The 24,410-nt window shown below is 69.0% G+C and carries 12 protein-coding genes and 1 pseudogene; 7 read left to right on the forward strand and 6 right to left on the reverse strand.

Annotated elements, in window-relative coordinates:
* Positions 1–145: 145 nt before the first annotated feature.
* The 4 genes from Pph01_RS39960 to Pph01_RS39975 form a co-directional block, all read right to left on the reverse strand.
* Positions 146–1,660 carry a TnsB C-terminal domain-containing protein gene (locus Pph01_RS39960; RefSeq protein WP_204078487.1) on the reverse strand — a complete coding sequence of 505 codons (1,515 nt, stop codon included), beginning with the start codon at positions 1,658–1,660 and terminating at the stop codon, positions 146–148.
* Between the two features lie 825 nt (positions 1,661–2,485).
* Complete coding sequence (locus tag Pph01_RS39965) at positions 2,486–2,863, reverse strand: hypothetical protein (RefSeq protein ID WP_204078475.1); 378 nt, start codon at positions 2,861–2,863, stop codon at positions 2,486–2,488.
* 212 nt (positions 2,864–3,075) lie between these two features.
* Positions 3,076–3,603: a hypothetical protein gene (locus Pph01_RS39970; protein WP_204078476.1), complete on the reverse strand. Its 528-nt coding sequence runs from the start codon at positions 3,601–3,603 to the stop codon at positions 3,076–3,078.
* Positions 3,604–3,748: 145 nt separating this feature from the next.
* On the reverse strand, positions 3,749–4,954 hold the full coding sequence (locus tag Pph01_RS39975; RefSeq protein WP_204078477.1) for a hypothetical protein: 1,206 nt from the start codon (positions 4,952–4,954) through the stop codon (positions 3,749–3,751).
* A 202-nt stretch (positions 4,955–5,156) separates the two neighbouring features.
* Between Pph01_RS39975 and Pph01_RS43140 the strand changes: the two are divergent.
* The 3 genes and pseudogenes from Pph01_RS43140 to Pph01_RS39990 all read left to right on the forward strand — a co-directional run.
* Positions 5,157–5,568, forward strand: a pseudogene (locus Pph01_RS43140) (transposase family protein); the annotation flags it as partial.
* Between the two features lie 248 nt (positions 5,569–5,816).
* Complete coding sequence (locus Pph01_RS39985; protein WP_204078479.1) at positions 5,817–6,104, forward strand: hypothetical protein; 288 nt, start codon at positions 5,817–5,819, stop codon at positions 6,102–6,104.
* Entirely contained in the window at positions 6,088–6,870 is a 783-nt protein-coding gene (locus Pph01_RS39990) for a cytochrome P450 (protein ID WP_204078480.1), read from the forward strand. The genes Pph01_RS39985 and Pph01_RS39990 overlap by 17 nt, the downstream gene beginning before the upstream one ends.
* A gap of 597 nt (positions 6,871–7,467) precedes the next feature.
* On the opposite strand, the gene Pph01_RS39995 is transcribed toward Pph01_RS39990, so the two are convergent.
* A complete protein-coding gene (locus tag Pph01_RS39995; protein ID WP_239117365.1) occupies positions 7,468–8,007 on the reverse strand; it encodes a DUF1062 domain-containing protein in 540 nt (179 codons plus the stop codon).
* A 799-nt stretch (positions 8,008–8,806) separates the two neighbouring features.
* Here Pph01_RS39995 and Pph01_RS40000 point away from each other — a divergent pair.
* The 3 genes from Pph01_RS40000 to Pph01_RS40010 are packed head-to-tail and all read left to right on the forward strand — an operon-like array spanning position 8,807 to position 22,513.
* The gene (locus Pph01_RS40000; RefSeq protein ID WP_204078482.1) at positions 8,807–15,976 is read left to right on the forward strand and encodes an OmpA family protein; all 7,170 of its coding nucleotides are present in this window, start codon (positions 8,807–8,809) and stop codon (positions 15,974–15,976) included.
* Between the two features lie 58 nt (positions 15,977–16,034).
* Positions 16,035–19,229, forward strand: a complete 3,195-nt coding sequence (locus Pph01_RS40005; protein ID WP_204078483.1) for a hypothetical protein — start codon at positions 16,035–16,037, stop codon at positions 19,227–19,229.
* A complete protein-coding gene (locus Pph01_RS40010) occupies positions 19,226–22,513 on the forward strand; it encodes a phospholipase D-like domain-containing protein (RefSeq protein WP_204078484.1) in 3,288 nt (1,095 codons plus the stop codon). The genes Pph01_RS40005 and Pph01_RS40010 overlap by 4 nt, the downstream gene beginning before the upstream one ends.
* 18 nt (positions 22,514–22,531) lie before the next feature.
* On the opposite strand, the gene Pph01_RS40015 is transcribed toward Pph01_RS40010, so the two are convergent.
* Positions 22,532–23,425, reverse strand: coding sequence for a LysR family transcriptional regulator (locus Pph01_RS40015; protein ID WP_204078485.1), 894 nt, complete (start codon positions 23,423–23,425; stop codon positions 22,532–22,534).
* A 119-nt stretch (positions 23,426–23,544) separates the two neighbouring features.
* On the opposite strand from Pph01_RS40015, the gene Pph01_RS40020 reads away from it, so the two are divergent.
* Positions 23,545–24,054, forward strand: coding sequence for a nuclear transport factor 2 family protein (locus tag Pph01_RS40020; protein WP_204078486.1), 510 nt, complete (start codon positions 23,545–23,547; stop codon positions 24,052–24,054).
* The last annotated feature ends 356 nt before the right edge of the window (positions 24,055–24,410 follow it).

Consider the following 24,410-nt stretch of genomic DNA (forward strand, 5'->3'; position numbering starts at 1 on the left):
ACCCACGGCTTCCGCAGTTTTCCGTCGATCTCTACTTCGACGGGAACTTCCACGTGATCGACTTCCCAAGCGGCGTTGCGATGCGTTGACGGTCGCTGGTCGTCGATAGCGGCTCCAAGGGAGTGGCCTTTTTCGGACATGCTCATTATTGACCTCCGTGCTTGTTTTGTTGGCGTCGCCTTTTCGCAGTCCCGGGTAGAACCCACGTGGACGGCAACCCATCTGTTGTGAGTGGTCTCTTGGTAGCTATCCGCGCCATTTCATCATCGTCAAGGGAACCAGTTTCCGCTTGCGCCTCAGCCTCCGTGACTGACCCGAGTCGCTCCGGCTGCTGTGCATTACTTACTGCTGCGTATCGCTCACGCCGTTGCTTCTCGGCGGCCTTCAAGTCGGCGCGCAACTGTTGACTCCTTCGAGCGCGCGCCTGTTTCATCTCCTCGATCTCTGCGGGAGATGCCTTGTCTGATAGTTCAGCGGAGCCGAGATAGCGACCGGTTCGTGCGTCGAAGACCTCTATCTGGTCGTCGTGGTGCGGCATATAGCGGACCTTGACCGAATCTCCCGCGCGACCAGTCATCCATGCCGCTGTGTAGAATCGGCCCCGCCCCTTTTGGATGCCCTTGGTGGTGATCTTCCGTATGCGACCGTCCTCTTCGAGGGTGAACATCCGAAGATCCTCCGCGGGAACCCAATCAATTGGAGTCAGGTCCTCCTGCCACGACTCCGCAGGAGTTTTCCCCGTGCCCGACAACCGATGCTCCGTGTTCCACCATTGGACCCATTCAAGCAATATGGTGACGAATGACGTGAACGGAAGCGCCGGCTGGTCCGAGTCGACGAGTTTTCCGTTCAGCAGGCGCTGACCGTGGGTATAGCGCGGTAGGTCTGCGAAGAGCATTCTTTCGGCGGCGCCATTGAGCGTTTCCACTGCCCCTTTGAGGTGTGGCTGGTATCCGGGCAAGTCCTGAACAGCTACCGCGAATCGGCCAAGAACTTCTTGAACGGTGCGCGACAAGAAGTCCTTGCCTCGATCGACCCTGACCATCGCGGGAAGGCCACCGATGGGCACATCGCTAGTGTCAGACAAGATCGCACTGCGGAGGGCTACCAAAATGCTCTCCCTGTTTGGATAGCTCGCCGAAACCGCTAGCCCACAGATCGCGCAAGTCCCCACATCAACAAACCAAGTCACCCACGGCTTCCGCAGTTTTCCGTCGATCTCTACTTCGACGGGAACTTCCACGTGATCGACTTCCCAAGCGGCGTTGCGATGCGTTGACGGTCGACGCAGGAAAACATCATGCGCTCGGGCAGCGCGTTCCCCGTTCTTCAAAGCAGCCCGATCACCTCTAGTCAAATCGCGCCGGATCGCGCGGAGTAGTGTCGGAAGGCTAGGCGGGGGCGGTCCTCCATTCTGCGCCTCCTTCTCCAGTTCACGGTGGACCGCCGAAACATTTCCTCTCCAGGACGCAAGCTTGATCCGGAGATCGTCAGTGATTTGAAAGCGCGGCCGCTCCACAGCATTGCACTTCCCGGTATCGCGAGCTCGTTTCAGCCACCGCCATACAGTCCGCTCTTGGACACCCAGGCAGGACGACACCAGCCTCACATGCTCGGTTGTAAGCTCCTGCCGGAGATCTAGCGTCCGCAAACGCCGAATAGTTGGCTCTCGAAGATCCTTCAATTTCTCCTTGACGTCATCGACATCTCCCGAGAACGGCTCGTCGCGACCCGCCGAACTAGACATCAAGCCACCGTCACATTCCCGATCCCAGACCCAATCGCGCTGTCGACGTAAAGAAAGCAGCCTCACCGTATATACATAAAGCAACCGCCCATGTGCGGAGTGTAATCAAACTAGACGTTACTCCAGCTTCTTTCGCACGTCCAGCATCACTTACCTCCATGCTCTCCTGTCCGAAACAACACACGACGAGGTATTCACCGCTGTGGGTCTTTCATGGCGAGCGCCGATCTTTCGTGATTGTCGCGTCAGGCGACCGGCAATCCCCTAATGCGTGGAGACGTTCTGCGCGGTGTTGGCCTCGTGACCACTCGCCCCAGCGGCCGCTCGGGGCAGCCATGATCCGTTGCTCGTACTCGACTGGCAGTAGACCGTCAGCGGCTCTGTGTCGGCGTCCGGTTGTAGAAGTCGGCGATCAGCTGGCGATGTGCACGCGTGTCTGGTCGCGGGGGCGAAGTGCCGCTGGTACACAAGCTCGACTTTGAGCGTGAAGTCGTACGACTCGGCCGCAGCGTTGTCCAACACGCAGCCGACCCGTCCCATGGACGGCACCACAGCCAACATCGGCGGGCAGCCTGGAAGCGCGCCGCGGTGAATTCGCTGCCACGACCCCAGTGAAGATCACCCCGTTGGCGGCCCCGCCCCAGGTCGTGATGGCCGTCTGCAACGCGGCGACCGCGAGGGCGGCGTCGTGGGTGGCCGGACATGGCGTAGCCCAGCATCCGGCGGAAGAACAGGTCCTCAACCATCGCCAAGCACAGTTTGCTCCGCCGGTGGAATCTCGGCGACGTCCTCGGACCACAGCACGTCCGGTACGACCGCGGTGAACTGCATCAGTCCGACCTGCCGCACCGCGTAAGATCTTGCACCGCTCCCGGCAGCGCGGACTTCGTCAACGTCGCTCTCTCGCTCGCCGGCCCGGCCCATCCGGCGCATGACGTGATCCGCGCCCATAAGCGGCGCCTGCGCGCGCTGCTGGAGGCCGAGCTGCGCGCCGCCGGGCACCCCGACCCGGTCACGGCGGGCGTCCAGCTGGTGCTGCTGATAGACGGCACCGCCTTCACCACGGCCTCCCGGCCTGAAAGAACGGCCGGCCGCCGCAGCCCGCGCGCTGGCCAAACTCGTGATCTCCCAGACGGCCCCGGCGCGCTAGCTCTCCGTCAGGGGCCGGGGACGACCGCGCCGAACGCCACGGCTCTCAGGCAGAAGCCGTCGGCACGGTGACGCGCATCTCCTGCCCGACCCCGGGATTGGGGAAGTGCATCAGCCGGTCCCGCGTGCTCGGGGCAGGTCAGGATGTCGGAACACGTCGCCGAGCGACAACCACGTGGTTAGCTCGATGGGCGTCCGACCCATGCCAGGTGCCGCTCCGCGACAAAGGCCCCTTGGCGTCGGCGGCCCCTCATAACCCCAACCCGTGTCCGGCCCTCAAGGAGTTGGAGACCAGGTTCTGGTGGGTCGAGCAGCGTCCGGTCGATAAGGATCGGCCAGCGCTTCCAGGTCCCGTGCGTCTCCCAGCACTCAGCGACACCCATATGGATTCCGCGATTGCGTACCCGCACCCAGTGGTCCGGGTCGGCTGCGTACTCCTCGATGCAGTCGCCGTCAGACGCTCCCGTCGAGATCACCATGAATTCCTCGACCGGAACTGCCGTGAACTCCCACCTCACGGTGGAGAGGTCGATGTTCTCGTAGTCACGAAGAAAGGCGCCGTTGTCTGCGTGGTCGTAGAGGAACTGCTCAACGACGTCAGCCGGCCACCGGAGCGAGCTAACGATGGCGCTCGTACGGAAGCCTTCGAAACCATTGGCGTTCTCGCGCCAAGACAACGCCAAGCCCGCGAGGTCGGCAAGCTTCACACTGCCCATCGTAGGGCCTGACACCTTGGGTTCCCTATTGCATGGAAGTGCAGGTCGGTCGATCAGGGGAGTCACTTGGCTTAGCGCGCGGTGCGGGTCTCGGGCTGGCCGGGGCAGCGAGCTGCAGGCACTGAAGCCGATCTGGTTAGAACGGCGGGTTATAGGGCCCGCACCTGGCGTTGTTCCAGCCCTGCAATGCGTCTTTCAGACTGGTGAAGATGCTTGAATCGAAGGAAACCGACTCCTTGGGGCATCCCATATAGCCACCCCACGCCGTGATCTCCTCATCGGAGGCGTGGTGGATGGAGTGTAGCCAACGGTTGTAAGGCGGCGGATCATTGTCAATGAACCAGAAGTACGCGAACTGCCTCATCGTGCGGTCTGCGGCGATTGCCAGCGGGCCGGTTGCGGTGTCGGAGAAGTAATTGTCACTTGCCGCGTCGAGCAGGTTGGTGGCCTCACGCATGAAGCTCGCCACCGTGTGCGCCAGGTAGAGAGAGGACAGCAGGATCGCCTCATCGGAGTAAGGCTGCCGCGCTCCGACCGTGGTCCCACCGTGGTGGACGTTGCTGTTGGCCCGCAGGTTCCGGGCAGCGTCATGGGTGGGGTGCAGAAACTGGCCAAGGAACGTGTAATGCGCGTCCACCCGCAGGCTCGCCGCCTTGTCAAGGATCCCGTTCAGTTCCAGGCACTGGATGAGCGAGTCGTAGGAGAGGTAGAACCGGTAGACGCGGGCCGCCCGGTCCTGATGCTGCCGGAGGATTTTCTTCGTATCCGGCTCGAGTTCGTAATATTCGAAATAGTCGTCGTGCCGGAACCTCATCACCTCCGGGCGGAAGTTTCTGAACTCGAAGTAGTGCACGGGCACGAGGATGCTTTCACCGGAATCATCCTTGAGCCCTTCGCATACGTACATGATGTGACGTGCCGCCCTGGGGAATTTCTTGACCTCCAGATACGTCGCGGTTCCGGCTTCCTGAGCGGATTTGAGCGCCTCCTTCTCCTCTTTCAGCTTCGCCTTGAATTCGGACTCCGTAAGCGATGAGCAGTCAGCGAGCATGTAGTATTTATTGCCCCGGCACATCAGCGCGAACAACAGGTAGTTCTCCAGAAGCGACCGGTTGAGTCCCAGTGCCCCCGAGATGCGACCTGCCTTAATGAGGGCCAGGCAGTCCTGGGCCGTTTCCATGCGAAAGTTGCAGAAGTCAAGCAGGTCGCTGTAAAAGGCGAAATGAACATCGCCCCATTTAATCCGCTCACCCCAGGCTTCATATTCGTGCAGCATCTGCTCGATCGCACCCAGGACACGCTGGATCTCGGCATCAATCCTGGCGTCGGAGCCGATGCTCATCTTCCTCGCCTTTCGGGAGCGGTTACGCAGGGAAGGCCGACCCTAAGGCGCTCGATCACCTGTCCGCCCGGCTCTCCGTCAATAGGATACTGATAAAGCTGTCGTTCTATTCCACTCATTTCTGACCGTTTCAAGGCTCGGCTGCATCAGAGCATGCCCATAGGTGAAGACCAACCCTGGTGGAGCGGTCACATTGACAACCGACCTGCTTGCAGCCCTCGCCGACGACGTGCACACCGCCGTATCGCGTGCCTCCCGCCTGGCTTACGCCATCCTCGACGGCACGCTCATCCCGATCTATCGCGTCGCCGACCAGAAGCCGTACCACTTGGGCAAGCACGACCGGCACAGGGTAAACATCCAGTTCCGCGCCGATCCGGTCGGCCGACTGGTGTGGGACTCCCGCACCGCCCGGGGCGGTACACGGGCTGACTGCGGTCCGGCGTAGTGGTCTGATCGATGGGCTCACCGGTGTCGGCGTCCGGGCCTTCGCCAACCAGGGGTTGCAGGGTGCGGGCAGCACGAGCCGCGCCCCGTTCAAGCGCCACAGGCACCGGCCGGGCCTGTCGCACCACCGAAAGGCCGTAAACCGATTACAGGACAACGCGAAAGCGGACAGGTAGGGATTTCGCCGGACAGGTGGGTCCGGCATGCACCGCATCCTGCTCCCTGACCGTCGTGCTCCATGACGCACCCCGGCCCCCGGCCATGCCAGCCGCCCTGAGTACGGTCAGTGGGGTGGGACCGAACCGATCAAGTTGAATCGCGCCCTTTTTCAGGACCCGCATGGCGTCTATGCGGCTCTTCGTGTGAGGGGCCGGTCCGGACGGCGATGCTCTACCGGGGGCTGCAGGTCTGGCTGGTGTCACGGTATGCGGAGGCGAAGGCTCTGCTCGCCGACCCCCGGCTGAGCAAGGACGGCGCCAGGGCGCTGGAGTTGTTCCCCGAAGGCACGGCCGACGCCCTCGCGTCGTCGTTGTCCGCCCACATGCTCACCTCTGATCCGCCGGACCACACGAGGCTCCGCACGCTGGTGAACAAGGCGTTCACCGCGAGGACCGTGGCCCGGCTCCGACCGCGACAAGTTCCGAGCCTGGTGGTCGCCGTTCGTCGCCGCCGCGTCGGAAGCCGAGATGCGTGTCGCGCATGAGGAACTGACGACCTACCTGACCGGGCTCGTCGACGGGAAACGCACGGCGCCCGGCGACGACCTGCTGTCCGAGCTCGCCCAGGTATCGAACGAGGGCGACCGCCTCTCGCAGGACGAGGTCGTGTCGATGGCGTTCCTGCTGCTGGTGGCGGGCCATGAGACGACGGTCAACCTGATCTCCAACGGAGTGCTCGCCCTGCTCGACAACCTCGGGCAGATGGCGGCATTAGGCGCGGACCCGTCCCTGCTGCCGAACGCCGTCGAGGAGTTCCTGCGCTTCGACGGCCCCATCAACATCGCGACCGTCCGCTTCACCACCGAACCTGTCCCGGTCGGCGACGTGGAGATCCCCGCGGACCAGTTCGTCATGATCTCCCTGCTGCCGGTCAACCCGGACGCCGACCGGTTCCCCGCACCGGATCTCCTGGACATCACCAAGCCCGGCGGCGGTCACCTGTCCTCCGGGCACGGCATCCACTACTGCCTCGGCGCACCCCTGGCCCGGCTCGAAGCGGAGATCGCCCTCGGCCGGCTGCTCCACCGGTTCCCCACGCTGGAGCTCGCCGCCGAACGCGCCGACCTGGAGTGGCGGATCAGCACGCTGAGCCGCGGCCTGCACACGCTGCCCCTCCGCGTCCGCTTACCTCCAGCACGACTGATGCGCCGGGGCGCAATGACGACCACGCCGCGACCCCGGGGAGATACGTCAGTCCGCGCCGAACGCCTTCAGCTCGGAGATCGGAGGTGTACGTATCGGTACAAATAGGACCTGCTACCAGCAGATTGACAATTGGCGAACATCTCCACTGACATCTCGATGACCATTCCTTACCTACCTGCAGCTTCATCGCTCGATGTCAGCACGGTAGTCGCTTGGATGTCAGTCGGGATAAATCCAGCAATGCAGCCGAGACGGCCTTAGTGATCTTGATTTGAGTCCAATTGGGCCTCTGAGCTGGGAACTGACACTATGTGACTAACTTCTACTGACACTCTGATGACTCATCTCACGTCGGGTGACGACGGGGGCTGCGAGGCTCGATCCCGGTGCTGTCATTAGCTGACGAAACTCAGTGTCGCTTCGTGATCAGTGAGCCCCGACCTGCGTATTCGTCGGGGGCAGTCAGTGAATCTGGTCATGTGATGTCAGCAGCACATTCGACCCCCCGAAGATCGTCGACAGCCTACTGGTACCTCAGTTCTCCGTTGACGTCGGGTGCAGAGCTCTGCCTCGTCGGCGCGAGGGGCGGTGGCGAATGCGCCCCCTATCGGAGCCAAGATCAACTGATCCGGCACGAACCTGGCCCATGGGTTCGGGGGTGAAGCCGGGCGGGCCGGGTGGCCCGCCGCGGCTTCCTCCCCGCTAGTCCCCGGCCATCACGGTGAAGGTGAATCCGGCGCTCGTCGGACGGCGCAGCGGAATGTCGCACTTGATCCGGCGCAGTACCTCGTTCCTGCTGAGGCCGAGCCCCTGCGCGATGAGCCGTTCCGGGCGCACCGGTACCGGATCCTCGAAGACGACCTCCACCTCGACCGGCCACGCCTCGTCGAGCCAGGCCGACGGGGTGTCCAGGCGCCAGGCCCCCGTCCAGTCGAGGGTGAAGCGGTTGCGCCGGGCGAGCAGCGGATCCAACAGCCTGGACGCCACCAGTTCCGGATCGTTGACGCGGTAGCCGTGGAGCTCGGCCGGATCGAAGGATCTGACCGGCTCTCGCTCGTGCACGGTGAGCTTGCTCGTCCGATCGCAGGATACGCAGCGGACCAGCAGCCACACGTCCAGCCGCTTGCTGTTGGCGTTGACGCGGAACCTGCCGTCGCCGGTGGTGGCCGAATCCGACCGGCAGTCCACGCACCGCAACGACAGCAGAGGCAGCCTGGTCCGACGAACGACCCAGGGCAGCACGGTATGAGGTTGTGAAGACATGATCTCTCTAGACCTGACACGAGGCCGATTACGCGCGACCTCAAACGCCGTATGACCGGGCGCACACGGGCAGCCCGGCAGAACCGACGGGAGCGTCGGCTACCGGTGAGCGGAAGAAGATGTCAGGTCTAAAGAGCAGGCGGGGTCACGCGGGTTTGTCCTCTGTCTTCACTGCGACGGGGCCGGAGGCAACCTACGGGAACGCGGGAGGAAGGCTCAAACGGTTTTCCGAGAGACTTCGTCAGTGCTACCGGGACCCCTCAGTGGCGAGGGCGCCGGTGTCGTCGAGGCCCGGCCGGTAGTCGCCGCCGGTGTCCGATCGTGTGACCGCACACCCTTCGCGATATTCGCTTTCGAAGAGCCGGTCAGGCAGAAGGGCGTCGAGAACAACGCGGGATCGTCGTCGCCGTGCCGTTCAACACGGAAGGGACAGCCGGATCAGTAAATGGGCGAGACCGGAAATGGAATCCACGGCGATATGAGATTCCTTCATGTCCGTGTTCGGCACCCGACTGTGGTGTGCCAGCGTATTCCAGGATGTCAGCCGGGTTACTCGGGTCTTGACGGTTGGCCGCCCGGGATTACCGTATGCCGTAGGCGATCGCCGGTTGAAACGGCGTACGCAATTGCGCGCCGTCCAAGTGACACACGCTCCTTGAGGCGGCACGACGAGGGGTGCACAGCAAAAGGAAGCTCACTGAGAACGTGACGGGGAAATATTCTGGCCGGGGGATGCCCATATTCGCCGGGCCGCGTATTCGAACGGACGGAACCGGCGATGGCGAAACGTGGCATCTCTCTGCTCGACCTGGCGGCTCCGTTCCCCGGAGCCCAGTCGCTGGTTCCGGACGATCTGGCGTCTCGCCTGGAGAACCTCGCCGTCGTGTCCCACCGGGCGACGACCAGTCCCGGTGCCGTGATCCACTCCGGTGTCATCCAGCCCCTCGCGGACCTCGGCTTCCCCTCCCTGCGGAACTGGGACGTCGAAGTCCCCGGGCTGAACTCGGGGCTGCCTTTCCGTCTCGTCCGCACGCGGACGGCCCGCGGCGCCGGGCAGACCCTCGAACCCGCCGGAACCTCCTCGTTCCTCGATCTCGTCGTCGACCGGATCGCCGTCACCGTGCCCGGTCTGCGGCCGGCGACGCTCGTGCCGTCCGCTCCCGCCGTCGTCGCCCACCTGCTGCCGGACACGACGCGGAGCAAGGTCCGCATCGTCGGCTCAGGCGTGGTCCGCATCGATCTGTCCGGGGGCGGCGATCTCGTCCGCTTCGTCGACTGGCCGGACCCGTTCGACCCGGCGGCCCCGTCGGGTGCCGTCTACCGGGTCAGCTTCGACCCGGTCAGCTTCTTCATCGGGGGCTCCGAGATCGGGATGACGGTGGACCGCCTGGTGTTCGACGCGTCGTCCCAGGTCACGCCGCCAGAGATCATCGCGCGTGGCCAGACAAGGGGCTGGCAGGGCATCTCGATCGCGGAGGCGACCCTCTACCTGCCGCCCGATGCCCCGCTGGTCGACAAGATCAATGTAGGGGTCAAGGACGTTCTGCTCGGCAGCCCCGCGGGCCTGCAGGGCGAGCTCCGGGTGGAGTTGGGTCGCACGCCCGTCAGCGGCGCCGCCGTGGAGTTCCTCCAGGACTTCGACGACACCGCGCAGCCCAGGACCGTCTCGGGGTCCGGCCGTGAACTCACCGTCCCGTTCATCACGGGGACGCCGAGCACCGGCCGGATGCGTGCCAGGCTCAACCCCTCCGCGCTCGGCGCGTCCACGCACCCGCACATGATGTGGTCCCTGCCGGACGGCACCGTCGTCGACCAGGACGACTCGGGCTGGTTCACCACCTCCGTCGGCGAGACGATGAGCGGAACCTTCTCCGAGGAGGTCGACGGGGAGAAGGTGTTCGACTCCCCGACGAGCTACACCTTCGTCCAGTCCGAGGCGGAGGTGAAGCATGCGGCCAAGGTGAACGTGCACGTCGGCGCGGTCGACATCGCGAACGTCGTCGCTGTCGCCGGCACCGCGGAGGACCTGAACCTGCTGGAGTTCGAGTCGGCCCTCAACCCGGCCGACGCCACGAAACTGCGCTGGCAGCACGGGGAGGGCGCCGACGCCCACACTCGCACCGGCCCCGACTTCGTGCTCATCCCGAGCACCGACCCCGGCACGAGCCACATCGTCGTCACCGATACGGAGAAGCGGACCCGGCGTATCCGCGTCGACGTGCTCGCCAAGGGTGAGCTACTCATCGGGGCGGAGGACGGCGTCCACGACCGGACGGGCGCTCTCGTGCAGGTCCGCGGCGTCGACCAGACCTACGGCCTCAACGCCTTCCACCGGGACGCCTCCCTCGTCCCGTTCTCCAAGCCGGCCACCCTGTCCGACGACGCGGTCCGCGTCCCGGACGGCGGCCTGGCCGAGGTGACCGTGGAGCGCGGCAGCGGCACCGAACCGGACGCACCGCCGCCGCCGGTGACCGAAGGCGAGATCCGCCACCTGGCGATCCGCTTCGACTTCGGGCTGAGCCATCCCAAGGAGTTCGGCACCCTCGCCCCCCGCACCCAGGGGGCCGACATCAGGGCCTCCTTACAGACCTGGGCGGCGTTCTTCCCCGGCGCCACGTTCGTGGTCATCGGCCACACCTGCGACATCTCGAGGGACTCCTTCAACGCGGGTCTCGCGACGCGCCGGGCGGACGCCGTCGCAGCCTGGCTTCCCGCGGGCAGGACGTTCGCGCGCGGCGAGCAGGACGCGCCGAGCCAGGCCATGGTCGATGCGCAGAACACCAGCGCGGAGCTGCCCTCCGACGAGAGGGAGCCCAAGTGGCTGATCACGGAGAAGTTCACCGAAAACGAGCGGAAAGGCTGGGGCAAAGCCTCGACCTACGCGACCCGCGTGGAGTATCGGCGTGCCGACGTCTACGCCGTCGGCGGGACCTACACCCCGCCAGCGGGTGCGGGCGCCGCCGACCAGCGCCCGCCGACCGACACCCAGGAACTCGACCCCGCGCTGCGGCGCAGCTACGTCCCGGGCAAGGACGCCGACGAGGTCGTCCTCCCCGAACCGCGCGATCCGCGACTTGCCTGGCTCGTCCGCCTGCTCGTCCGCTGGGACTCCCCCACGGTGACCGACTGGGCGGACGCCATCCCGACCCAGGCCGAGTTCACATTCGAGTGGGCGACCTCCAACGTCCAGACCCTGCCCGCGCCCGGTGGCGGAGACGCGCCGGTGCCCGTCCGCGCACCCTCCGAGCCCGCCGGGCAACCCTCGACCGAGGTCTACACGCTGACCGGGCGCTGGTCCTACGACTCCCGATCGGGACAGACCGTCTTCTCGCTCTCGATCGCGTCCTCGGGCGACCCCAAGGGCCTCCTGGCGATCGACTCGGAGTTCCTCGCCGTCGCCCTGGCCCTGGCCCCCGCGCTTCTGGCCGGGATCGGCGCCTCCGGCGTGGACGACGCGATGGTGCGGGTCGCGGCGCTTGCCATCGCCGCCGGTGTCGTCTCGACCTTCTCCAAGGACGGCGAGGTCGTCTTCCACGCGGTCGAGATCGAGCACCGGCAGCGGAGCCTGACCGACACCGCCGGTTTCCGCACGCGGCTCCTGCTCGACTACACCGCGTCGATCGGGCTCGAGATCGAGGCCGACGGGCTCGGTGTCTTCAAGTCCGGCGACGGCAGCCCCCTCAAGGTGCGGTACAAGAAGGTCGGCCTGGAGTTCGACGACTCCAAGACCGAGTGGTACGACAAGTTCGGCCTCGTCTACGAGGACGCCACGTTCGAGGTGGCCGACCCCGGCCGATGGCAGATCGACGGACCGCTCGGGCAAATCCTCCAGGTCGTCGCCACCCGCGCCGGCGTCGGCTCGACGTGGTTCGAGTGCGACCTCGAGTTCGCCCTCGACCTCGGCGTCGTGTCCCTCACCGGTGCCACCGTCCGGTGCACCTTCGGCGACGACGGCTTCTCGGCCGAACTGCGCGGGCTCGGTGTCGGCGTGGACATCCCCGGAGTCCTGCGCGGTGAAGGCCGGCTCGTCCTCGGGGACGGCGGCGCGTTCAAGGCCGCCCTCGAACTCGAGCTCGACAGCCTCGGAGCCAAGGCGATGGGGGCGCTGGCGTTCGACCCCGCGCACGACTTCCTGTCGATCTCGCTCGGCCTGGTGCTGCCCGCCGGGATCCCGCTCGGCCCGTCGGGCCTCGGCATCTTCGGCTTCATCGGGCTCTTCGTGTCGAACGGCGCCCGCGCGCTGCCGCCCGGCTTCGACAACGACCCGGTCGGGCGCGAGATCGCCTGGTTCCGCGACACCCCGTACGAGGACAAGTTCGCTCCGCAGCGTGGCCAGTGGGCGATCGGGCTCGGCATGATCGCCGGGACCCTGCCCGACAGCGCGTTCACGTTCAACGCAACCGGCATGTTCGTCGTCGCCTTCCCCGACCCGACCGTGGTCTTCGGCATCGACGCCAAACTCGTCGAGAAGCCCGCGGCGGCACCGAGCACGCAGGGCGCCGCCGCGGACCCGAGCCTGAGCATCCTCGGACTGGTCGCCATCGACGACGAGGCGGTCACCGTCGGCGTCCGCGGCCGTTACACGATCCCCAAGGTGCTCGAACTGCTCCTGCCGATCGACGGCTACTTCCCCTACTCCACCTCGAAGGACGCCTACCTCCGCATCGGCTCCGACGGTGTGGTGAGCGAGGGGCGCCCCGGAGACCCGGTGACCATCAAGCTCCTGCCCGGCACGCTCGACGTGTCCGCCTTCTCCTATCTCATGATCGAGGAGAAGCGGCTCCACCGGCTCGGCGGAGACCCGGCGTTCAACTTCGACGGCTTCTCCGTCGGTTTCGGCGCCGGCTGGGAGATCAGGTGGTCGGCCGGGCCGATCAGGCTCGAGGCGTCAGCCAAGATCCTCGTGGGCTTCGGCACGAACCCGATGCTGCTCAAGGGCGGCATCTTCGTCAAGGGTGAGCTGAGCCTCGTCGTCGTCAAGGTCTCGGCGAAGGGGTCGATCGTCGCGACCGTCTGGAACGACGGCGGCTTTTTCCCCGCGGTCAACCTCAAGGGCGAGTTCTGCGGCTCGGTCTCGTTCTTCTTCTTCTCCATCGAGGGCTGCGTCGGCATCGAGATCGGCACCCCGATCACCCCGGACGCCCCGCCGCCGCCACCACCGATCGGCAAGGTGTCGCTGACCGACAGACGCGGCTTCACGACCGCGCTCGCGACCACCGCGTCGCCGGGCCCGGAGGAGACGGTCTGGCCCGACACCGTCCCGGTCATCGAGTTCACCCACCACCTGGACGTCGGCCTGAGCGGCGGCGCTTTCAGCCCCGGGCCCGGCCCGGCCGGGCCGGCCTGGTCGGGCACGAGCGAGATGAAGTACGCCTACCGGCTGACCGGTGTCGAGATCGTCCCTGACGGCGGCACCGCGTTGTCGGGGCCGCTCGACTCCGGCTGGTGGCTGCCCACCTCACGCCCGGGCGTGCTGAGTGACGGGGACGTCGCCGTCTCGGAGTCCGAGGGCGTGTTCCTCGCATTGCTCTCCTGGGATCCGGGACCTTGGACGTACTGGCTGACTGACGGCGGCGCGGGCACGGACGCCGACCCCGCCGGCACTCCCGGCCGGCTCTGCGACCCGCCGGTCCGGCCGAAGCCCAACTGCGTGCTCGGCGAACTCGGCCTGCGCACCGGCGCCGACGAGGTCCGGTTCCTCACCGAGCACGCGGGCGAGGCGCCGTTCCCGTCCCGCTTCACACTTCTCGGCCGCGAACGCGCGTACGCGAGGCCGCTCGCCTCGCTGGTGCCGTTCCTGGCCGCCCAGGGATGGTCCCTGACCCCGGGCCAGGTCGATGCCGGCCCGTTCGGCGACGACGTCTGGTGGCTGGCCACCATCACCCAGCACTCGTTCACCGTCCGCACGACCGAACTGCGCGGCCGGATCGCCCCCGAGATCCGCGACGCCGATCTGCTGCTCGTCGTCTGCCGGGACTTCCGGCGGCGCCCGACTGGGCGGCAGCGGACGTGCGCCGTCGTCGCCGACCGGTTCGGGCCCGACCAGAACCTCGGCACCGCCAACGCCATCGGGCCGGTGAAGATCACCTCCCGTTCGACGGACATGCGGACCTTCGCGGGCGTGAACGGGGCCGGCACGACCCTGCGCTACCCGAACGACGGCATGACGTTCCACCTCCCCGACGTGGCCGACGAGGTACTCGTGACCCTCCACCCGCTCGGCAGCTCGGCCGAGGTGCGGGCGTTCGACGCGCGCGGCGCCGTGGTCGCGTCCGCTTCGGTCTCCCAGGGCCGCGACCCGGTCGACGTCGTGCTGACGGCACCCGGCATCGTACGGGTCGACCTGTACCGCGGCTCCTTCGAGGTCGGCGTCGTCAAGATCTGCTGGGGTGGCGCCGCCGCCGGCCCTCAGCTGCCGGACGACTCCACGACGGGCGCGCTCCCCGTCGTCATGGGAACCGCGGTCGGGAGCGGCGAGCACGAATGGACCCCGAAGGTCGAGCAGGAGATCCGCACAGGCGAGGGGATCTGCTCCCTCGTGCGGTACACCCCGCCCGACGCCAAGGCGACCTGGTCGGCGGTCCGCATCCGCGAGTGGTCGGGCACCGGCAAGAACGACGCCGGGCGCGTCGGCCTGGTCCGCCTGTGCGGCGTGAGCGGCTCGGCCGCCGCGCAGGCGGAGGCCAACGCCGCCTTCGCTGCGCACCTGCTGGCCACCGTCAACGACCGCGCCGCGGCCGAGGAGCCGGCGCGCAAGGAACTGCTCGAGGCGAACCGGGGCTACACGATCAACGTGTCGTGGCAGTGGCAGGGCTGGGTCAAGTCCGAGATCCGGCCGGAGCCGCCGGTCGTGCCGCCGTCCGGCGCCTGGCTGGACGGGCCGGTGCAGTCGTACCGGTTCAGGACCGCGGCGCACGCGGTGACCACCGGGGTCCCGCCGGCGGAGCTGACAGACGAGCGCGACTTCGACCCGCGTTCTCTCCTGCGCTACCTCATCGCGTTCGAGCCGGACACGCGCTCCGCGCCCCACCTGCTCGACGACACCCTCCTCGTCCATCTCGCCGTCGACCACGGTGAGCAGCTCGCGGCGCTCTACGGGCGTCACCTGCAGCTGCGGCTGCGCCGTACCGACCCGCCGCCGGGCAGCATGGCTGAGCAGGACCATCCTGACGACGAGACGATCGGCGTCGTCTGGGGGCCCCTGTTCGACGCCTACCGCCCGCTCGGCCAACGGCGCCTCCTCCAGGCGATCCGCGAGGCTCCGTGCCTGGAGGAGCCCGCGCTGGGCGGCACGACCGGCGAGATCACCGCCGACCTCGTGCCAGGCGCGTGGTACGACCTCATGCTTATGGCGACGCCAGCCGCCCGCCCCGACGCCGAGGACGTCGTCGTCTCGCGAGCACACTTCCAGGCCTCCCGCTACCGCGGCCCCGCCGAACTCCTCACCGCGCTCGGCTTCGTCGTCCCCGGCCCCGCGGCGTTCATCGCGCCGGACGCCATGGTCGGCGCCGCCGTACCGCCGGGCCCGCTCGCCGTGGGCGACGGAGACCTCGACGCCGCGCTCGACGCCGTGGGTCTCGACCCCTGGCCACTGGCCGACCAGGCGCGCACGTCGATCCTCTGGCTCGACGACGCCGGCACGTGGAAACTCGCCGGCCTGTTGCTCGAGGCGCCGGAGGCCATCGTCCGCACAGGCCGTACGGCCCTCGACGTCACGGCCTGCGCCTACGGCGGGGTCGCGCTCGCACAGCGCTGCCGCAACCTCGCAGGCACGCGGGTCCTGCTCACGCCGTCCGCGCCGGTCACCGTGACGGGCGCCGAAAGGATCACCCTCACCCTGACCCGCACAGTGACGGACAGGACCGGGACGACGTCCTCGACGACGGTCACAGGCCGCCGGTTCGCGATCGACATTCCGCGCTCGGTGCGCATGGAGGCCGGAGCATGACCACGATCGGAGCGCAGCCATGGGCCTGAGTCCGTCATGGGCCCTTTCGGGCCAGGCAGTGGACGGCGTTGGCGACGCCCATCTCGCCATCGGCGTGCACTACCGGGTGCTCACCAACCCGCTGCTGGGGCTGCCCATAGTCCCGTTGTCCATCGGCCGGATAACCCTCGGCGAGATGGCCAAGGGCCACACCCGTCGCGACGTCACGTGGGTCGACTCGCGCGGGAACATGCTCACCGCGCCCTTCACCGTGACCCCCGACAACCCGGTGACCGGCTACCTGCCACTGGGTGAGACGTGCTGCTGGGCCGCCCTCGAGGGGACGGCGGCGCGGGGCGGCCTTCGACCCCCCGTACCGCCCAGGCCCCCGCTCCCGCCGCTCCCCCTGGCGCCGGGCGACACCTCGGGGGGAGGCGAGGTGCGGCCCGTCGTGGTACGGCCCGGCGTCCAGCCCGCTCCGCCGCTCGGTCTCCCCCTGTCGTTCTGGGTCGAAGGCGTCGTGGCCACGCCGTACGGCGACGCGCCCGTGGCGGTGCGCAGCGCGGCGCCTTATCACGTCTACGCCTCCCACCTCGAGCGCATCGTCGTCCACGGCAGCGGAACCGTGACCGGCCTGTCATGGCTTCCCGCCAGTGCGGTGGACGTCTTCGAGCGGTTCAGGACCGCACCGTTGCCCACGGGACCGGGCGTCCGATACGCCGGACCCGCCGACGGCGAAGACCGGGGCTTCGAGCGCGCCAAACGAGGCGCGCCGCTCCGCTTCGGCATGCACGAGTCCCCACTGGCGGCCTCGCCGACCGCCTGCGTCCCGGTGAGCGCGGGAGAGGAGTCCGACCGGGTCGCCGCCCTCACGGGAGAACTCGCCAAGAGCCTCGACCGGCTGATCAACGACACCTCGGCGCTGCAGCGGCTGCTCACGGCCTCCATGACGGTGCGGGACGAGAACGGCACCGCTCTCGGTGACTCTCAGCGCTACATCCTCATGGACCTCCTCCAGGGTGCCGTCGACCCGGGGATCGCCCGCTGGATGGGCTTCCTCGACGTCGACAAGGATGTCCCGCCCAAGGGCGTCGTCGTCGCCTACGTCGTCGACGGCCTGTTCGCCCCCGACTGGAAGTCCGTCACCTCGGAGCGCCTGGACCAGACCCTGCCGCCCGGCACCGTCGTCGAGGACGGCGCCAAGGCCGTGATGGAGATGGCACGACGAGCACCTGATCTGGCGAATTACGCCGCGCAGGTGGCGAGGATGGGCCGCGGTCCCTTCCTTCAGTTGCGCATCGTCCTCGCCGCGACGGCGGGGGTGCCGCTGGACGCCCCCGCCGCCCCCGTCATGGCCGCGCCGGCCTCCGGCGACTGGCTGCCGGCGCAGGCGCCCACGGCGGTCCGCGAGCTCACCGTCTCCATGGACCGGCTGGTCCCGGCCGCGGCGCTGGGGTCGGCGATCGCCCAGCCGTCCGGCGGCACCCCGGTCGCGCGCAACCCCGAAGAGCCGAAGGGGCGCCGCCTCCTGCTCACCGCGCGCCTCGACGACGCGGCGGTGAGGGCGACCAGCGGGGTACTGGCCGACCGGCTCATCGACGAGCGGGACGGCTCCTGGCAGGTCGCACAGGCCGACTGGTTCGGGCGCTGGTCGGCCTGGGCGAGGAACACCTTCGCGGCCGCGGCCCGCCCGCGCCCGCCGCGGCCGGTGTTCACGCTGACGACCCGCCCTCCCGTGGTTCCGACGCCGGTCCCGGCGGGCCCGCTCGCCGGTGTCGTACGCGTCGAGGTGTCCGTACCCCCTGTCACCGGCCTGCCCGCGGGCGGGCGGCTGCTCCGGCACCTCAAGCTCACGGTGACTTCCGGCGGAGTACCCGTTCAGACGATCCATCCGCTCACCACACCCGGAGCCCCGCCGGAGACGCTCGTCATCGAGGCGCCCGGCCCGGCCCTCGCGCCGACGGCGAGCGGCACGGTGACGGTGACCGCCGTCTGGACCGACAGCGCGGGCGCCGACTCCGACACCTCCGAGCCGAAGCGGGCGACCCTCCACGACCCGCGCCCACCGGAGCCCGTGGTCATCGCCCCCACGCTGACCTACACCGCGCGACCGGACGCCACGGGCCGCGCCCGCGCCACCCTCCGCTGGACGCCCGGCGCGGGGCAGGCCGCGTACCGGGTCTTCTTCGCCGACGAGACGACGTTGCGCGCCAAGCTCAAAGAGATCGCGAGCGGCGTCATCGCCGAGGGAGACGCGGGCCGGGCTCCGACGAGCGGGCAGGCCGCGTCGCTCCTCGCGGCGCTCGACGCCGCTTCCGACGCGCCGGCGCGTGGTGCGGTCTGGGAGGCGAACCGCCATCTACTCCCCCGGCGATGGTGGCTCCAGCTGACCGCCGAGCCGCTCCCTCGCCCGGCGAGCGGCCCGGCCGTGTTCACTCACGACGTGTCCGGCTCGTTGTCCGTCCTCGTGCTCTACCGCGTCGTGGCGGTCAGTGCCGCGAGCGTCGAGTCCGACTTCCCGACGTGCCCGCTGCTGCCCCGTGCCGTACCGAACCTTCTCGTCCCACCGGTGCCGACACTGGATGTCCTGCCCGTCGTCGACGACTCGGGCAACCTTCTGGCCCGGCTCACCGTCACCGTTCCCGCCGGGCCGACCCCCGCAGTGCGGTACCGGCTCCGCCGGGCGACGGCCACGACCGACCCCGTGTTCATGCCTGTGGTGGCCGAAGGCACGATTCCCCCTCGGCCCGCGGGCGACCCGGCCCCTCAGGTGTTCACGATCCTCGACGCGGGCGGCTCGCCGAGTGGAACGCGCACGACGCTGTCCGCGTGGCTCCGCTACAACTGGCGGGTCGAGGTCCAGGGCGCGCCCGCCCCGGGCGGCGGACCCGCCGGCGAATGGTCGACTCCCTCTCCGGCCGCCTCCACGACCGTGATGCCGCCCGACCCTCCGGCCGCCGTCACCGATCTGACGGTCACGCGCGACCCCGACGGCGTCCACGTCCGGTTCAGGCATCCCGAGCCCCTCGCGGGCGGCGCCACCTCCGGATACACGGTCGACGTCTACCGGCGGCGCGCGGGCGAGTCGTTACGGCTGCTCACGAGCCTGCCGGGTCAGGCGCCGCCGCCGGCGGGCCGCGGCGCCGACGTCACCGGCTCGTTCGACGTCCTTGACGCCGACGCCGACGCGGTCGCCGGGACGCTGTACCGGGTGGTCGTCACCGATCCGATCGGCCGGGCGTCGCAGCCGAGCACCCCGCAGGAGGCACCATGACCGCGCTTGTGCCCGACCCGAGCACGCTCGGGCTGGAGTCGCCGACTCTCGGGCCGTGGTTTTCGACGGACGTCACCCTGGAGGTGCCCGGCGACGACCTCGGGGTCGCGGTGACGATCCCTGCGGGCACCGACTGGCTGCCGCCCGCCACCGGCCTGCTGTCGTTCGCGATGGCGAGCACCCCGCTGCCGCCGATCCTCGCCGGGCTCCGCGGACCGTCCGGGAGTCCGCCCTTCACCGCCGGACGGCTGGTCGCGGTGTTCCGCCTCCTGCCGGAGGTCGAGCAGCGTCTGGCCGCGCTGCTCGCCGACGTCCCCGCCGCCGACGGCACGACCGCGGCCCCTGGCCTGGTGACCCGTGCCGCCGTACGAACGTTCGCCCTGGAGTTGCCGGAGGATCCACCGACGCTCGCCGTACTCAAGACCCGGGTGCACCCGCCGATCCCGGTCCTGTCCTCGCCGAGCGAGGAGGCCGAGCATGTGGGCCTGAGCCAGAGTGGCGGCGACCTGGACAACGGTGTCGAGCCGATGACGGACCTCAAGCGGCCCGGCCAGTTCTTCGGTCCCCCCGAGAAGCTCCTGACCTTTCCCGCGTCCACCGCCGCCACACTGTACGCCTTCGACGCCCGGGGACGCGTGATCGACCCCGGGGCGGTCGCGGCATGGTGGGCCCGGCTGACGAGGACCTTCACGAACCTTTTCGCGGCGGGCGTGACGCAACGCACCGCCACGGTCGATCCCCGGCTCACCGTCCAGCTCGTCGGCCCCGACGACGCCCCGGCGTCCGCCGCGATCCTGTCCCGGCTGACGGTCACCAACGTGACCGGGAGCGGGCCGGTGCGCGTCCGCGGCGGCGCCGACGCCGCCGCGGGCTTCGCCCTGACGGGCGGCACCGTCGACGACGCGCCCCTGCCGTTGCTCGCCGCCCTGCCGGCCGGGACGTACGGGGCCGCGGTGAACCTCTGGGCCGGCGGCGCGGTCGGCGACGTGACACGGGACTTCGTCCGGGTGGCGCTCGTCGACGTCGAGCGGCACCTCACCGGACAGCCGCGAGTGGCGGGATCAGGGGCGAACGCCGACGATCGGCGGCGCGCCGACGACCAGAAGCGCTCCTCGACGCGCACGCTGGTCGCCCAGGCCACGGTGAACGCCGGTGAAAGCGTGCTCCTCGCGACCGCGGACGCCGCGATGAGCGGTCTGCTCGCCGTCCTGTCCAGCGGGTCGGCGACGATGGTCGCTCCGGTGCTCGACCGGGCGGCGGGTGCGCTTTCCGCTCCGTCGCCGCCCACCGTCGGGGCCCCGGCGGCGCTGCCGGGCGCCGTGACCATCACGGCGCTGACCGGCGGCGGGACCGACGACGACGGCACGGTGGTCGGGCAGCGGGTGCTCCTGCAGACCACGGTCGACCCGTCGCTCGCCGGCGCCTGGCTGCGGGTGTGGCCGCAGTACTTCGACTCGGCGAACGGCCGGCACGTACGCGGCGCGGGCGGCGGCGGGCTGGTCGACGCCACCGGCGCCGTGCGCGCCGTCGTCCGGCTCGCGGACGGCGCGGTGGAGCCGGGGAACCGGATGGGCCTGGATCTCATGCTCGTCACGGCGGCCGGGGCCGTGCGTTATCCGGAGGTCCGGCTGGAGCGGCCGGCTCCCGTCGGCGGCGCCATGGCGTCCCTGCCGTCGATCACGGACACGGTCGTGGCCTGCGAGACCGGGCAGTCCTTCACCGGCGGTGTCCCGGCCGGCGCGCTGGTCTCCGGCGTCACGCTGGTGGCTCTGTCCACTCCGCCCGCGCTGGTCGACCCGGCGAGCATCCCCGCGGCGCAATGGACCTCGGCGACCGTCGCCGCAAGCCTGACCGCCGGAGACGTCGTCCAGCTGACCGAGCCCGCGTGGAAGGGCTGGCGCGGAGGCGAGGACGCCGCGGCGCTCGCCGGCTCGGCGACGGCGACGCAGATCCTGCGCACGGGCCTGACGCGGCTCACCCAGATCGGTGCCCCGCTTCCGACCCAGTCCCGCGACGAGGTGGCGGCGGTCGTGCTCTCGGCCACGGTCGCGGACGGCGCCGTCGCCGGCGTACGGCCGCTCGGCGCTCACCATGAACTGCTGCCGCATCAGAACGGGCACCCCGGCGCACCCACCGACGACGAGCGCCACGGGGCAGGCGCCCGGCTCCGCGGCCCGGCCGTCGCCGGGCTCGCCGAGATCCTCCGGGAGCGGGTGTCCGGCACGACGGCCGAGCTCGCGACCGACGCCTCGACGCCCCTGGCGACGCCCGCCGCCCCGGCGGTCCCCGCGTCGTGGGCGGCCACCCTGCGCACTGTGGGGTTCGGGGTCGAGGCGGAGCCGGGCCTCGTCGAGGCGCTCAACCTCACAGGTCAAGACGCCTTCCCCCTCGACGGCACCCTGACGGCGGTGCAGGCGTGGTTGTCCGCGCGTGGCATCACGATCCCCGCCGGCGTCGGAGGTGCGGCGGCGAGCATGCTGCGTGCCGTCGACCGGCGCCTGCTCGGCGCCCGGAGCGGTTACCGGGAGGCGGCGACCGCACTCGCCGCCGTGTTCGCCCGCGCACAGGATTTCGTCTACATCGAGACTCCCGCGCTCGACGGGCTGGCCGTGGGCACCGGCGACGCGACGATCAACGTGTGGCAGGCACTCGCCCTCCAGATGCAGGCCAATCCCGTTCTCCGCGTGCTCGTCTGCCTGCCGTCCAGGCTGACGCCCGGCACCCCCGCGAAGCTGCAGCGCGTACGGGACAGGGGTGTCCGCGAGGCCCTGGACGCGATGCGCGCGGCCGCGGGTGACCGGCTGGCGGTGTTCAACCCGGTCACCGGGCCCGGACGTTCGCTGCATCTGGACGCGACGAGCGTCGTCGTGGACGACGCCTGGGCGTTGACCGGCGGGACGCACCTGTGGCGGCGGGGCCTGAGCTTCGACGCCTCACTCGCGGTCGCCGTCTTCGACGAGCGGCTCACCGACGGGCGGCCCGCGGACGTCGTCGCGTTCCGCCGCGCGCTCATCGCGGGGCGGCTGGGCCTGGCCCCCACATTGCTGCCCGAGGACCCGGTCGAACTCGTCTCGGCAGTGCGTCAGCTGTCCACCAGGGGCGGCGGCCTCCGGCTGAGTCCCGAGCCCATCCAGACGCCGGAGCCGATGCCGTCCGATTTCGACACGACGGTGTGGAACCCCGACGGATCCCCGGTCTCGTCGTTCAACGCCATGGCGTGGATCGCCGCGCTCGTCGTCGATGTCCAGGCGGAGTTGCAGGCCGAGATCCCGGGCTCACCGTGATCCGCCGGTCGGGCCTCATTAGTGGCCGTGAAGCAGGTCGTGGGCCGCTTCGGCGAAGGCGCGCACTCTGGCGGTGGCGCCGTCGGCGCGCCAGAGAAGCCCCCATCGCAGCGGCGGGGCGTCGCTGAAGGGGACGTAGGCGACATCCGGCCGCATGTAGTAGCGCCTGGCCTGTGCGCCGACAGGGAAGACGCCGTGTGCCGCGCCGACGAGCGTCAGGGCCTCGTTGAACGTCGCGGAGGAGGGTCCGGGCTCGATCGGCCGCCCGGCGGGCGTGGTGCTCGGGGTGTGATCCGCCCGCAAGGAGTCGGACACCGTGTCCGGCAGTTGGAGCAGCTTCACCCTGGCCAGATCTTCCAGGGAGACCGACCTACGGTCGGCGAACGGATGCCGCGACGGCACGGCGAGCATCCGCGCCTCCGACACCAGTACCGGTCCTGAGATCACGCCGGGCTCGTGGATGGGGAAGGTCGCCAGGGCGACGTCCACCTCCCGGTCGCGCAGCCAGGGCATGACCTCGGCGATCTGCGCCTCGCGGAGCAGAACCTCGCAGTCGGGACTGCGCCGCCGGAACAGCTCGGCGACACCGGCGAGCAGTTGCCCGCCCGCGGCTCCGACGAAGGCGACCTTGAGCGTGCCCGTGAGCCCGCGACCGGCTGCCACGGCCTGCTCGAAGGCGGCGGTGATCTGGTCCCAGGCCGGGCGTAGGTCCTCATAGAGCCCTCGCCCCACCGCCGTCAGCTCCACGCGGCGGCTGGTGCGGTTGAACAACGGAACCCCGGTACGGCGCTCCAGCTTGGCGATGGTCTGGCTGACCCGGGCGGTGGACACGCGCAGGCGTTCGGCGGTGCGGCCGAAGTGCAGCTCCTCGGCGAGAGTGAGAAACGCCTCCAGCTCGTGTCGCTCCAGCATGATGCTCCGATCGTTAACACAGGCTTCACGATCCTTACACAGAGCCGCGTTGATCATCCCTGCGCCCCGGCCGAGAGTGGAAGCGTTCGAAAACCCCTCTGATCTGCATGGGAGCACCGATGTTCGTGACCGATGAGTACGCGCTGTCCGCTCCGCCGGCCGACGTGGACGCGGTCGTCCTGGAGTTGCGCGACCGCGCCGAGATCCTGGATGCGCTGTACCGGTTCGGCCTGGGCCAGGATTTGAAGGACAGGGAGCTGTTCGCCTCCGCCTTCGCCGCCGACGCCGAGTTGGACTTCCGTCCCGCGGCCTCCCGATGGGGTGGCCGGCCTTCTCCGATGTTCGGAAGGGACACGATCGTCACCACCGTCTTGACGATGTTCGCGGGGCAGGTGGACACCACTCACCAGGTAACCAATCCACGCGTCGTCGTGGACGGGGATACCGCGCACCTCACCGCCCTCGTGGAGGCCCAACATCTGCTCACCGCCGACCACGGCACCTTCGCCCTGCTGAAGAACCCTTACGACGTGGAGCTGATTCGCGACGGAGGGCGGTGGGTCATCCGCCGCATGCGCATCGACAACGCCTGGTACACCGGCGACCCCGTCGCCTTCTTCGGCGTCTGAGGGGCCTGTCCGACGTCGTGTCGGTTCAGGCGGTCCGGTAGCGCGTGGCGAGTTCGGACTACTCACGGTTCCCTACTGGCGATCCCGTGCGCTGGACACAAGCGATACCAGCATGGACCAGCGCTTTCTGACCGAGGTTCGACGGACCATTGCCCCCGGTTACGAGTGGGCTGACTGACTACCTCTACTACTCCGACAACGAACCTCTTGCCGAGTGGATCAGAAGCGAGCGTCAGAATCAGCGCACGAGAGAGTTCTGGGCATCCATGTCGCCAACCTCCGCCCGCCATTCCACGATCAAGACCAGCTTCGCTAAGCGGAGCTAGGTCCTGTGTCGGGTCGGCTCCACCTAGATG

The organism is Planotetraspora phitsanulokensis, assembly GCF_016863295.1.
GTDB classification, from domain to species: Bacteria; Actinomycetota; Actinomycetes; order Streptosporangiales; family Streptosporangiaceae; genus Planotetraspora; species Planotetraspora phitsanulokensis.